Here is a 12,403-nt window from a genome sequence, read left to right on the forward strand (position 1 = left end):
CCTGGTTCTTTATTCCGAAGTTTACGAAGCGCCTCTTTTTTAAAGGCTTCAAAATCGAATTTTTCTGCTTTCATATTGGTCAATTTAAATCTTTTAATTTAATTGACACACTTTATTTTACACCCTCGTTGAAGAGTCAGTTTCCAGACCCGAAGAGTCGTCCCAACAATTATGGTAGAGAGCACAAATAAAAAGGTCTCAAAAAATTAATTTTCTGAGACCCTAAAATGAAATGATAAACGTGAAATTATAACTTCGGTTTTATTTCTACTTCTTCATAGCCTTCAATCATATCGCCTGCTTTAATATCATTAAAGTTGGCAATATTTAAACCGCATTCGTAACCGGTAGTAACTTCTTTCACATCGTCTTTGAGGCGTTTTAAAGAAGCCAATGTTCCGGCATGAACTACAATTCCATCGCGGATGATGCGTACTTTTGTTTGACGCGTAACTTTTCCGTCAAGCACCATACAACCTGCGATGGTACCCACTTTCGTGATTTTAAATACTTCGCGGATTTCGATATTACAAACAATTTTCTCTTCAAATTCCGGCGCCAACATTCCTTCCATCGCTGCTTTAATTTCGTTGATGGCATCGTAAATAATGGAATACAAGCGAATATCAATTTGCTCTTGTTCCGCCAATTTGCGAGCGTTTGCAGATGGGCGAACTTGAAATCCAATAATAATTGCATTGGATGCAGAAGCCAACAATACGTCTGATTCGGTGATTTGTCCAACCGATTTATGAATGATATTTACCTTAATTTTATCAGTAGATAATTTGAGCAAGGAATCAGCAAGCGCTTCAATAGAACCGTCCACGTCACCTTTCACAATCACGTTTAATTCTTTGAAATCACCAATTGCCAATCTGCGTCCAATCTCATCCAAGGTAATGTGTTTTTGTGTACGAATACCTTGTTCACGTTGCAATTGCAAGCGTTTTGTGGCAATTTCGCGCGCTTCGCGTTCGTCGTTCATTACGTGAAACTTATCTCCCGCTTGCGGCGCTCCGTTTAATCCGAGTAATAATACCGGCATAGACGGACCCGCTTCTTTCGTAGAAGTTCCTCTTTCGTTGTGTAAAGCTTTTACTTTTCCGCTGTAACATCCAGCAAGTACAATATCGCCAACGTTCATGGTTCCTGCTTCTACAAGGATAGTGGTAACGTATCCGCGTCCTTTATCGAGAGAAGATTCAATAACAGTTCCCAACGCATTTTTATTCGGATTTGCTTTTAGATCCAACATTTCCGCTTCGAGCAATACTTTTTCGAGTAGCGTATCAATGTTTTTTCCTTGTTTAGCAGATATTTCCTGACATTGGTATTTTCCTCCCCATTCTTCTACTAAAATATTCATATTCGCCAAAGCAGTTCTGATTTTATCCGGTTCTGCACCTGGTTTATCAATTTTATTAATGGCAAATACAAGTGGCACTCCAGCTGCTTGCGCGTGATTGATGGCTTCGATGGTTTGAGGCATCACGCTGTCGTCCGCTGCAATTACAATAATAGCGATGTCTGTTACTTGAGCACCTCTGGCACGCATCGCGGTAAACGCTTCGTGTCCGGGAGTATCCAAAAATGTTATCTTTTTACCGTTTTCGAGCGTTACATTGTAAGCACCGATGTGTTGGGTGATTCCACCCGCTTCTCCGGCAATTACGTTGGCTTTACGGATGTAATCGAGTAAAGATGTTTTTCCGTGATCGACGTGTCCCATAACGGTAACAATCGGCGAACGCGGCAATAAAGATTCGGCTGTATCTTCTTCTTCTTTGATGGCTTCTTGCACTTCCACACTCACAAACTCCACTTGATAACCAAATTCTTCTGCAACAATAGCAAGTGTTTCCGCATCTAAACGTTGATTGATGGAAACGAAAATACCCAAACTCATACAAGACGAGATAATCTCGTTGACTTGCACATTCATCATTTGCGCTAATTGATTGGCGGAAACGAATTCGGTCACTTTAATAATCTTTTTATCCGCTTCTTGTTGGTCTGCTACTTCTTGACTTTTTTCGCGTGCAGCATCGCGTTTTTCTCTATTGTATTTTGACTTAGTTGATTTCCCGTGTCCGCTGAGACGTGCAAGTGTTTCCTTAATTTGCGCTTGAATCTCGTCTGGCGTTAATTCTGCTTTTGGTTCACGTCCTTTTTTACCTTTGTAATTCGGATTAATACCGGGTCTAAATTCTCTTGGTTTGTCGCCTGGACTTCCCGCTGTTTGAGTTCCTGCTGTTACAGTTTTTGGATCAACTGAAGGCTTACGTATTCGCTTTCTTTTCTTTTTGTTTTTATCTTTTTCAGCGTCGTATGTTCCTGAAGAGGCAACTGGTTTTTTACGTTCTTCGCGTACCGGAAGCTCAATTCTGCCCACGATTGTAGGACCGCCTAATTTTTGAACTTTTGTTTCTAAGAAATCAATTTCTTTTTTAGGAGCAACAACAGGTTCTTCGGTAGTTTTTTCTTTTATTTCCGGTTTTTGTACTTCCGCAATTTTTTCTACTCCTTTTCCTTTTTCAATTGCTGTTGGCTCTTCCGCTTTTTCTACTTTCTCTTTTTTCGCAGCTTTGCTTGCTTTTACTTTTTCCTTTTCTTCTTCTTCTGCTTGTTTTTTAGTTTTCTTAGCTGGCTTTGTTTTTGAGTTCAAAGATGCTAAATCCACTTTGCCGACCACTTTTGGTCCGCTTTTTTTCTTCTCCGGTTTTTCTTCAACAATTTCTTCTTTTTCAGCAACAACAGCAGCAATTGGCTTTGCAACAGGTTCTTCTGGCTCAGTAACTTTTTTTAGTTCTGTTTTTACAACTTCTTTTTCTTGAAGAGCTGTTTCCTTTTTCGCTTTTTGGGCAGATGTAACACGTTTCGACTCTTCTTTTTCTTCCTTATCGGATTCAAATTCCTTCAATAAAAGCGCGCGCATATCCTCCGAAATTTTCTGGTTCGGATTGCTATCCATGACGAAGCCTTTTTCCGTAAGGAAACTAATCATCCTGTCTGGTGGGACATTCTGAAGTTCCTTACGAACATTACTTAATCGTATTGTTTTTTCTGTTTCTGACATACTTTAGTTTAATCAACAATCATTTATTCAAATTCTGATTTCAAAATGTTTTTCACATCTGTAATCGTTTCTTCTTCTAAATCGGTGCGTTTCACCAATTCTTCCGTCGTAATTTCTAATACACTTTTTGCCGTATCGCAGCCAATGCCTTTCAAAGCATCCAATACCCAACCGTCTATTTCGTCTGCAAATTCTTCCAAATCCACATCTTCTTGATCCACGTCTGTATCGCGATACACATCAATTTCGTATCCTGTAAGTTTACTTGCTAATTTGATATTATGCCCGCCTTTTCCAATTGCCATTGATACTTGATCAGGTTTCAAAAACACTTCGGCACGTTTGCTCACATCGTCAATTTTCACGGAAGTAATTTTTGCCGGACTCAATGAACGAGTGATGAACAAAGTTGGATTGCTTGTATAATTGATAACGTCAATATTCTCGTTCTTCAATTCGCGTACAATTCCGTGAATACGAGATCCTTTCATTCCCACGCAAGCACCTACCGGATCAATTCTATCGTCGTAAGATTCTACTGCCACTTTAGCTCTTTCTCCTGGTTCGCGAACAATTTTTTTAATGGTGATTAATCCGTCAAAAACTTCTGGAACTTCCAATTCAAATAAACGCTCTAAAAACAATCCTGAAGTTCTGGAAAGTACAATCACTGGATTGTTATTTTTCATTTCTACGCGCTCTACAACAGCACGAAGCGTATCTCCTTTTTTGAAAAAATCAGAAGGGATTTGTTCCGATTTAGGAAGAATTAATTCGTTTCCTTCGTCGTCCAAAATTAAAATTTCGCGTTTCCAAATTTGATACACTTCACCAGTAATAATATCTCCCACACGCTCTTTGTATTTTTTGAAAATGCCGTCTTTTTCCAATTCCATTACTTTCGCCACTAAATTTTGACGAATTGCAAGTACGGCTCTACGTCCGAAATCGTTTAATCGCAAAGGTTCCGAAACATCTTCTCCAATTTCAAAATCGGGTTCTATTTTGCGTGCTAAAGTTAAAGCGATGTGTTTATTTTCATCATAATCAAAACTATCTTCAGCAAATTCATCGTCCACAATTTGACGATTTCTCCACACTTCTAAATCACCTTTATCAGGATTTACGATGATGTCAAAATTTTCGTCTGAACCGTATTTTTTAATCAGTAAATTCCGGAACACATCTTCCAAAATGCTCATCAATGTTACCCTGTCGATGTTTTTTACGTCTTTGAATTCAGAGAATGACTCAATTAAATTTATGTTTTCCATTGTTCTGTTGATTTTGTTTTTATTTATTGAACGATATCATTCGTTTGGTTTCTTTTAAGGTTTCAAAAGGAATTTTTATGTTTTCTACGATTGTTTTTTTACCTTTTTTATTTTCGAGGCGTATTGTTTTTGTTTCTTCTATTTCAATACCAGCTTCGTCTGCAAAAATTAATTTTCCAGACACTGTAATTCCTTCTTTTGTAACTGATTGCACTTGTTTTCCAATACTTTTTGTGTATTGACGCATCACTTTTAAAGGAGAATCAATGCCGGGCGAAGAAACGGTCAATTCAAAATCTTCTTTTTCACGATCTAAATTTCCCTCAATCTGTCTGCTTACGCCCACGCAATCTTTTACTGTAAGTGCTTCGTCGCTATCAATCAAAACGGTAATTTTATTTGACGTCGAAACGCTTACATCTACAATAAAACAAGCCGTTCCGTTTATCTTTTCGGATATTAAAGAACGTATTTTTTTTTCTGAAATCATGGTTAAGTTTTGTAAATGCAAGAGGGGACTATTCTGTCCCCTCTGATGGCATTGTCGTAAAACTGAGGCGCAAATGTACAACCTATTTCCGAAATATCAAAATAGGACTTAAAATAGTTTTAGAGACATAACATTTTAATTTTTAAAACGTTTCATACAAGAGAGAGAGAAAAAATTGGCGGATTTTAGTTTAGATGCTTGAAAATTATTTTTTTAACCCCAAAACCATTTATTATGAACCCATTTTCTTTATTTTTTGAGTTTCAGCAAAGAAACTCATCTCTACAAAAAGCAGCACTTTTTATTTTGATGTTTTCTGTTATTTCTCTCAGCGCAGAAGCTGGCGCAACAAGCACGGCAGGTGATGATGGAAGTCAATCACAAGTACTTGTTTATGCTATTTCTGCAGTTGGGCTGATTGCGGTTATTGCTTTGGCTTGGTTTTTAACAACGCATGATTTTTCGGAAAAACCAGCAGAGCACAAACGACCAAAAATGCAGCATAAACCGCGTCGTTAAAAACGACGCTCGAAAAATTATTTTTTGAAATGTTTTTTTGGTTTGAAAAATTATTTTTTGAAACTGTTTTTTTTACTGAAAAAAATCTCAGGTAACATTTTGAACACTACCAATTCTCAACTTCTTTTTCCCAGCCCGCCCCGTACAATGACATCGTATTATTAAGCCATTCTCTGTATTCCTTATTGTTCGGTTGATTTGACACCAATATTCGTAATGCAACTATCTTTATCCAAAAAGGTGTTTCAAAAGATTTATTAAAATCCTTTTCTATTTCTCTTATTAATGCTTCTATTTCTTCTACACTACCAAATGCGAGTGCTTCCGCTAAGGCTGTTTGATTGTTTGCGAGTGCTTGCAATTGTTCCGCAGGGTCTTTTGATGGAATTCCTTCCATTAATTTATTTAATCGTTCTATTGAGTAATTCATATTTAAGTGTTTTACAATTTATATTATTAATTTCCCGTTGCCGGTGTTGTTGTATTAGTTGGTTCGGATGGTGGTGCTGGATAATAATCAGAAATGTGTATAATATTATCTGGAGTAATTATAGCTCTATATTGTATTTTCTGATTATTAATTTCAATGTTGCCTCTATAATTGCCCTCGTAGGCGCGAAGCTGAAGCAATGGCTTTGTGCGATTGCGCTTCGTGACCAATTAAGGTTGTAAGCTGGTATCAGCATCTTTAAAATACTTTTTCACCTTTTTTGTATTTTACTTTTAAAGTAACGTTGCCGTTTTTATCATAATAGATCCAGTCACCGTCTGGTTTACTGTTTTTCCGTCCGCTTTCTGTTACAATGGTATAATTAGAAATACTTTGTAGTTTAGAATCGGGATACCACATGGTACTTTTTCCGTCCAATTTTCCATCACTAAAGTGTTGTTCTAAAAATTTAACGCCAGTTTCGTAAAAATAGGTCCAAACGCCATTTGGCAATTCGTTTTTATAATCGCCTTCACTGTCTTCGTTTCCGGCTTTAAACCAATATTTCCAATGACCTTCTTTTTTTCCTTCTTTGTAATCACCTTCTTCGGTTGGTTTGCCATTTTCATAAAATGTTTTCCAATGTCCGTCCTTGATATTATCCAAGTAATCTCCGCTGTAACTCATGATTCCGCTATCGTACCAACTTTTCCACGCGCCATTCATCATTCCGTTTTTAAAAGATCCTTCGTCTTTTTCTTGTCCAGATTCATACCACGATTTCCAAAAACCTTGCTCTTGACCAGCAACGTAACTGCCTTGTTGCAATTGTTTTCCGTTTTCATACCAAACGTTCCATTCTCCTTCTTTTAAATCATTTTTATAATTGCCTTCGCGCCATTTAGCACCACCTTTGTACCAATACGTCCACACACTATCTTGTCTATCGTTTTTATAAAAACCTTCCGATTCTTTTTCTCCAGTTGCGTACCAATAATCCCATTTTCCTTCCCGATTATCATCTTTCAAAGTCCCTTCCATGTCTTTTTTTCCATCATCATTATACCAAATCCAATCTCCATCTTTTTTATCGTTTTGATACGGACCTTCGCTTTTAATTTGCCCATTTTCAAACCAAATCGTACACGCTCCATTTTTCTTTCCGTTTTGATACGTTATTTCGTAATCTTTTTTTCCGTTAGGATGCCAAAAAGTCCAAGTTCCGTTTTGTTTTCCATCTTGATAATTTCCTTCGCCCACTTTGTTTCCGTGCCCATCTACAATCGTAAATTTTCCGTTTCCGTTTTTAATAATTTGATTCCCAGTTTCATCAAAATAATTCATCAAATAAATTCCGTCTGCACGATAATCGAGTTCTTGTTTTAAATTTCCTGTCGCGTACCATTCTTTCCACGTTCCTGTTTCTGCGCCATTGTTGTAGGTTCCTTCTTTGTATTTTTTTCCGTCTCTAAACCAAGCTTTAAAACTTCCGTCGGTACTGTCTTTTTTGAAAAATCCTTCCGATTGAGGTTCGCCGTTATCGTACCAATATTGCCATTTTCCTTCTTTTTTTCCATTTTTAAAATGCTCGATGGCGCGTGTTTTTCCGTTTTCGAAACCTATTTTCCAGGTGCTATCTTCTTGATCGTTTTTGTAAAAAGATTTTTGCAGCGTATCTCCATTGATAAATAAATACGTCCATTGCCCTTCTTTTTTTCCGTTCGAATAATTTTCTTGTGATTTTAATTTTCCGTTATCGTAAAAACTTTTCCAAGCGCCGTTTTCTTTTCCCCTTTTGAAAAAAAATTCTTTCGCGAGTTGTCCGTTTTTATACCACAAGGCGAAGCGTCCGTCTTGCATTCCATTTTTATAATTGGATTCACTTTTTTTAGTGGAATCAGTATCTTCCCAGTATGTGATTTCGGATTGTGCGTACAAATAAACGCTCGAAAAAATCAAGAAAAAGAGGAAAATAAATTGTTTTTTTATCATACAAAAAGACGCTTTTGTTTTGCTTCGGCTCAAAGCTACTAAAAAAATAATTTTCGAGAAGGTGTTTTCATCGCATCGCAAAAATTATTAAAAATGACACGGAAACATCAAAATATGAAATTACGTATTAACTTTGCACGAAAATGAAAACAATCAATGGCTAAAAACTTTGTCTCCAATAAAGACGAATCGGTAAAAATGTTTGAGAATCGCTTTTTAGAAGCGTGTTCAAAAGTGCATCCGATTGTTCCGCTGTTTATTTTTGTACCCGTTATTTTGTGGTTCGGCTACACTTCGGTGGCAGCGTACCATTTCTCGATTATTACGATTGTTGAATTTATTATTTTCGGAATTATTATTTGGACGATTACCGAATATGTATTGCACCGTTTTGTGTTTCACTTTACGCCGAAAACACCATTTATGGAAAAGATACATTTTCTTTTTCATGGCGTTCACCACGATTATCCGAGCGATTCGAGACGTTTGGTTATGCCGCCATCCGTGAGCATTCCATTGGCAGCACTTTTTTATTTTTTATTTTATCTAATATTGGGACGTGCTTATGTAGCGCCTTTTTTTGTGGGTTTTATTGCAGGATATCTTTTTTACGACATCACACATTATGCCATTCATCATTTTAATATGCACAGTAAATTTTGGTTGGCGATAAAAAATCACCACATGAAACACCATTATCAACAAGCCGATAAAGGCTACGGTGTTAGTTCTGCCATTTGGGATTATGTTTTTAAAACAGATTTTCCGCCTGCCGAGAAAAAATAATTTTTCAAACGCTAAAATTTGAATGTATTTTTTGTGCTTCAAAAAAATAATTTTTCAACCCTCTTTTTCAGACTCTTTTTTATCCTTCGAAAAAATAATTTTTCGAAACGGAAACCTCGTACTTAAAAAAATAATTTTCAGAGAATAAAATTTGTATCTTCGCAGCGCGCAAGTAAATGCGGATGTGGCGTAATTGGCAGCCGCGCCAGACTTAGGATCTGGTGCCGCAAGGCGTGGGGGTTCGAGTCCCTTCATCCGCACAAAACTAAACCACCGATACTTTTTATAAGTATTGGTGGTTTTTTTGTGTCGCTGTGCGATTGTCTTTCAGGAAAATAGCCGAATACAAAATCGCTTCGAAAAAATAATTTTTGTTCGTCTTCTTATTTTTCCTTTTTTATGGACTCCTTTTTATTGCCAAAAGCATAGGAATATCCAAGCATCGTGATTGGTTCTAAAAACTCAAAATGTTGGCTTGCTTTTCCACCTTCAATTGTTGTATTTATATCAGGCAAATTGATATATCCTCCTTTTAAACGAGCTTGTAAAAAGAAATTTTTACAGAAACTAAAATCGAAGCAAAAAGTTGCGGAGCCGCTATATCCTGCCAAATGATATGCTTTTTTTCCGTTAGCATAATTATGTGTAGATGGATATCCTAAGATTTCTGCTTGCGTATCCACTATTTCCAATCCTCCTCCAAGCATACCCATAATCGCTATTGCGTACTTGCCATTGTTGGCAACCCAAAGATTCATTACCCGCCCAATTTCTGCCGTAACATCATTTAATCCATCGCAATTCTCAAAATTGGAAACAAAACCATCTTTCAAAAAATTGGAATTGGAGAAATCAAGTGAGGTATTCGTATTATCATTTTCGCCCACAATTACTTCTGTATTATTATAATTTCCTACATTTTTACTTCCATTATTATCTGTATTGATGTATCCTGTAAGAGAAGTAGTTTGCTTATATATTCTGTATTTCATGTGGTCTTGTCCAATAGAAATAAAGAGATTATCATTTAAAAAATATTCTAATCGATAATTATATTGGGGAACCGAAAATGAAGTTGGTTGAATGTATGTAGTTGAAAAAGGCGCTGGCTCATCGTGGGCTGCAAGATTCGTAATTTTAAAATTATATCCAGCACCAGTAATATGGATGTCGCTTTTGGAGTATATCGCACGATTATAACCCCAACAAAAGGAAAGTCGCCCTTTTCTTCCGAAATGATTTTTAACCGTATTTTGTGTAGGTGATGCTGCGTCTATTTGGACTTGTGCTATGCCATTTAGGAAACAGAAGGATATGATTAAAAAGAGTGTTGCCGTCTTTTTCATTATTGTGGAAGAAGAAAAGAATTAATTGGATATAAGCAATATGCTTGCAAATATACGCATTGCTGTTGTGTTGCCAAACCGATGTTTGCAGATACTACTAGTGAATTTTCTCTGCATTTAAGAACCTTGAGGGTAGAATTCGCAGCAGGCATGTCAATTTTATTCTATTTCAATTTATCCGTCAATAATTTTATCTCGAGTGCGGGTGAAATTTTTTCGTATAAAATATTGTAAACAGCATTGCTAATAGGCATTTCTACTTGATACGTTTTATTTATTTCGTAGATACATTTTGCGGCATAATAACCTTCCGCCACCATATTCATCTCAAATTGTGCATATTTAACGGAGTATCCTTTTCCCACCATGCTGCCAAACGTGCGGTTACGACTGAATTGCGAATACGCCGTTACCAATAAATCACCCAAATAAGCAGAAGAATTTATATCGCGCGAAATCGGATGAACAGTATCTACAAAACGTTTTATTTCTTGAATCGCATTCGAAATCAACACCGCCTGAAAATTGTCACCATAGCCTAAACCATGACAAATCCCGCTGGCAATCGCAAAAATATTTTTTAAAACAGAGGAATATTCCGTTCCGTGAATGTCGTCCGAAATAGATGTTTTTATATACCGACAATTTAATTTTGATGCGATAAACGTAGCGTTTTCAGTATTTTTAGATGCAACGGTGAGATACGATAATTTTTCCATCGCCACTTCTTCTGCATGACAAGGACCTGTAATTACGCCAATAGAATCAAGTGGAGCACCGTATTGTTGATGAAAAAATTCGCCAACAATTAAATTATTTTCTGGTACAATTCCTTTGATTGCCGAAAAAATTATTTTGCTTTTTAAATCTTCTGGCTGAATACTTTTAAGCGCTTCTTTCAAAAAAGCAGAAGGCACTGCCATGATTAAAATATCCGCGGCAGCAATGGCTTTCCGTAAATCACTTTCTAAAAATAATTTTTCTACCTCCAATTCTACCGAACTTAAATAATTCGGATTGTGTTTAAATTTTGCAATAAAATCAATGGTTTCTGTATTTCGAATCCACCAAATTATTTTTCCGGAAAGGTTACTTGATATTATTTTGACAATCGCTGTCGCCCAACTTCCTCCACCGATAACCGCTATTTTAGGTTCTTTACTCATTTATTTTATTTTTATAAAAGGGGAAATTACGCATTTTTTCACTGTTCATTTTTGTTCTGAAAATGTTATTCCTTCTGCCGCAACACGACGCCTAAAGGTTGTTGCGCTTCATTTTCATAAATAATGGGATTTTTAGTTTTAGGTAATATGTTTAACGACAAAGAAATATCAATGGCAGTAAGTGCTTCCAAAACAATTATTTTTTTCATACATTGATTATCTCCTTTACAAGGCGGCGTTACAAACTCGTGCACACATGGACTGCAATACACGTTTTTGTACAATGCAATGCAATTTTCTGAATTCCCATAATGTATCGGAGAGCAAGGACCAAAAAGCGCCACCGTCTTTTTTTTGAGCGCAAAAGCAAGGTGCATCGGACCTGTATCATTGGTAAAAAGCAAAGCAGATTTCTGTATCAAAACGATTAATTCTAAAAGTGTTAACCTGCCGGAAGTATCAATAAAATTATTATTTCCAGAAAAACTTTCTGAAATCGTTTTCACATATTCTTGCTCTTTTTTATTTCCAATAAGTACAATTTTAAATTCTTTTTTTTCTGATAAAAGATATTGGATTACGGCGATAAAATTTTCTTTTGCCCAACGTCTTTCCAAACGTAATTCCGATGCATTTGGGTTAATAACGATATATGAATTTTCTTTTAAATCAAATGCTGTCAGCGTTTTTTCAGCACTATCTTTTTCATCATCCGAAAGTAGAGGCGCCAATAAATCGTGCGTCAAATCGGAGCAACCAAGCAATCGCGCAAACTGTAAATACACTTCCGAAACGGGCGCTTGCAAATTAAAATACATCATGTGAGTGTACATTCCCATGCGGTAATTTTTATCGCTTTTAAAAAAACCAAAACGATTGGTAGCAAGGCTACAAGTAGTGATAATACTACTAAAGTTGGAATAAATTTCTAAATCAATGTATAATTCTACTTTTCGTTTCCACAGTTTTCGAAGCACTGAAAAGGTAGAAAAAATAAGTGAAGAGATTTTTTTTTCCGACAATACAATTACTTCGTCCACTACAGGAAAATGTTGCAATAAGAAAAGATTTTCCTCGCTCGTTACAAAAATCATTTTGCTGTTCGGGAAATTTTTTTTCAAGGTCTGCAAAAGTGGAGTGGCTTGTAAAATGCTTCCTAATCCTAAAAACTTTGCAACCGCAATCGTTTTGTAATCGCGTGCTACGCGATGATTTATGCGTAAAATAAATCCTAAAATGCGTGCCGAAAAATTTAAAAAATAAGCAATCGGCAAACCCAATAAACGATCAATTCGTATTTTTCGATTTACATTCATACCTA

The 12,403-nt window shown here is 36.3% G+C and carries 11 protein-coding genes and 1 tRNA gene; 3 read left to right on the forward strand and 9 right to left on the reverse strand.

The genetic code is table 11. From position 1 onward, the window contains the following. Positions 1 to 247 precede the first annotated feature (247 nt). Genes infB through rimP form a run of 3 tightly spaced genes read right to left on the reverse strand, consistent with a single transcriptional unit; the run spans position 248 to position 4,843 of the window. A complete protein-coding gene (gene infB, locus ABIZ51_09570; protein ID MEO7089028.1) occupies positions 248 to 3,079 on the reverse strand; it encodes a translation initiation factor IF-2 in 2,832 nt (943 codons plus the stop codon). A gap of 23 nt (positions 3,080 to 3,102) precedes the next feature. After that, on the reverse strand, positions 3,103 to 4,353 hold the full coding sequence (gene nusA, locus ABIZ51_09575) for a transcription termination factor NusA (protein ID MEO7089029.1): 1,251 nt from the start codon (positions 4,351 to 4,353) through the stop codon (positions 3,103 to 3,105). A gap of 19 nt (positions 4,354 to 4,372) precedes the next feature. Continuing rightward, on the reverse strand, positions 4,373 to 4,843 hold the full coding sequence (gene rimP / locus ABIZ51_09580) for a ribosome assembly cofactor RimP (GenBank protein ID MEO7089030.1): 471 nt from the start codon (positions 4,841 to 4,843) through the stop codon (positions 4,373 to 4,375). 234 nt (positions 4,844 to 5,077) lie between these two features. Between rimP and ABIZ51_09585 the strand changes: the two genes are divergently transcribed. Beyond that, positions 5,078 to 5,362 (forward strand): hypothetical protein, encoded by a 285-nt coding sequence (locus tag ABIZ51_09585; protein ID MEO7089031.1) that lies wholly within the window; start codon positions 5,078 to 5,080, stop codon positions 5,360 to 5,362. A gap of 106 nt (positions 5,363 to 5,468) precedes the next feature. Here ABIZ51_09585 and ABIZ51_09590 read toward each other — a convergent pair whose 3' ends face one another. From ABIZ51_09590 to ABIZ51_09600, 3 genes are read right to left on the reverse strand one after another with little or no spacing between them, the layout of a single operon-like run. Further along, positions 5,469 to 5,792, reverse strand: a complete 324-nt coding sequence (locus tag ABIZ51_09590; GenBank protein MEO7089032.1) for a hypothetical protein — start codon at positions 5,790 to 5,792, stop codon at positions 5,469 to 5,471. Positions 5,793 to 5,818: 26 nt separating this feature from the next. Further along, on the reverse strand, positions 5,819 to 5,992 hold the full coding sequence (locus ABIZ51_09595) for a hypothetical protein (GenBank protein MEO7089033.1): 174 nt from the start codon (positions 5,990 to 5,992) through the stop codon (positions 5,819 to 5,821). A 58-nt stretch (positions 5,993 to 6,050) separates the two neighbouring features. Further along, on the reverse strand, positions 6,051 to 7,784 hold the full coding sequence (locus ABIZ51_09600; protein ID MEO7089034.1) for a toxin-antitoxin system YwqK family antitoxin: 1,734 nt from the start codon (positions 7,782 to 7,784) through the stop codon (positions 6,051 to 6,053). 156 nt (positions 7,785 to 7,940) lie between these two features. Between ABIZ51_09600 and ABIZ51_09605 the strand changes: the two genes are divergently transcribed. After that, positions 7,941 to 8,570, forward strand: coding sequence for a sterol desaturase family protein (locus tag ABIZ51_09605; protein ID MEO7089035.1), 630 nt, complete (start codon positions 7,941 to 7,943; stop codon positions 8,568 to 8,570). A gap of 178 nt (positions 8,571 to 8,748) precedes the next feature. Beyond that, positions 8,749 to 8,830: transfer RNA gene (locus tag ABIZ51_09610), tRNA-Leu, on the forward strand. 123 nt (positions 8,831 to 8,953) lie between these two features. On the opposite strand, the gene ABIZ51_09615 is transcribed toward ABIZ51_09610, so the two are convergent. The 3 genes from ABIZ51_09615 to ABIZ51_09625 form a co-directional block, all read right to left on the reverse strand. After that, positions 8,954 to 9,916 (reverse strand): hypothetical protein, encoded by a 963-nt coding sequence (locus ABIZ51_09615; GenBank protein MEO7089036.1) that lies wholly within the window; start codon positions 9,914 to 9,916, stop codon positions 8,954 to 8,956. 164 nt (positions 9,917 to 10,080) lie between these two features. After that, the gene (locus ABIZ51_09620; GenBank protein MEO7089037.1) at positions 10,081 to 11,082 is read right to left on the reverse strand and encodes an NAD(P)H-dependent glycerol-3-phosphate dehydrogenase; all 1,002 of its coding nucleotides are present in this window, start codon (positions 11,080 to 11,082) and stop codon (positions 10,081 to 10,083) included. A 65-nt stretch (positions 11,083 to 11,147) separates the two neighbouring features. Continuing rightward, the gene (locus tag ABIZ51_09625; protein ID MEO7089038.1) at positions 11,148 to 12,398 is read right to left on the reverse strand and encodes a glycosyltransferase family 9 protein; all 1,251 of its coding nucleotides are present in this window, start codon (positions 12,396 to 12,398) and stop codon (positions 11,148 to 11,150) included. Between the last annotated feature and the right edge of the window lie 5 nt (positions 12,399 to 12,403).

The sequence above is a fragment of the Bacteroidia bacterium genome (genome assembly GCA_039924845.1).
In the GTDB taxonomy this organism is placed as follows: Bacteria; Bacteroidota; Bacteroidia; order DATLTG01; family DATLTG01; genus DATLTG01.

What these genes read in the sequence shown, in the direction of transcription:
- nusA (MEO7089029.1), bottom strand. Translation starts at nt 4,353, where the DNA reads ATGGAAAACATAAATTTAATTGAGTCATTCTCTGAATTCAAAGACGTA.
- ABIZ51_09625 (MEO7089038.1), bottom strand. Translation starts at nt 12,398, where the DNA reads ATGAATGTAAATCGAAAAATACGAATTGATCGTTTATTGGGTTTGCCG.
- ABIZ51_09585 (MEO7089031.1), top strand. Translation starts at nt 5,078, where the DNA reads ATGAACCCATTTTCTTTATTTTTTGAGTTTCAGCAAAGAAACTCATCT.
- ABIZ51_09590 (MEO7089032.1), bottom strand. Translation starts at nt 5,792, where the DNA reads ATGAATTACTCAATAGAACGATTAAATAAATTAATGGAAGGAATTCCA.
- ABIZ51_09615 (MEO7089036.1), bottom strand. Translation starts at nt 9,916, where the DNA reads ATGAAAAAGACGGCAACACTCTTTTTAATCATATCCTTCTGTTTCCTA.
- infB (MEO7089028.1), bottom strand. Translation starts at nt 3,079, where the DNA reads ATGTCAGAAACAGAAAAAACAATACGATTAAGTAATGTTCGTAAGGAA.
- ABIZ51_09600 (MEO7089034.1), bottom strand. Translation starts at nt 7,784, where the DNA reads ATGATAAAAAAACAATTTATTTTCCTCTTTTTCTTGATTTTTTCGAGC.
- ABIZ51_09605 (MEO7089035.1), top strand. Translation starts at nt 7,941, where the DNA reads ATGGCTAAAAACTTTGTCTCCAATAAAGACGAATCGGTAAAAATGTTT.
- rimP (MEO7089030.1), bottom strand. Translation starts at nt 4,843, where the DNA reads ATGATTTCAGAAAAAAAAATACGTTCTTTAATATCCGAAAAGATAAAC.
- ABIZ51_09620 (MEO7089037.1), bottom strand. Translation starts at nt 11,082, where the DNA reads ATGAGTAAAGAACCTAAAATAGCGGTTATCGGTGGAGGAAGTTGGGCG.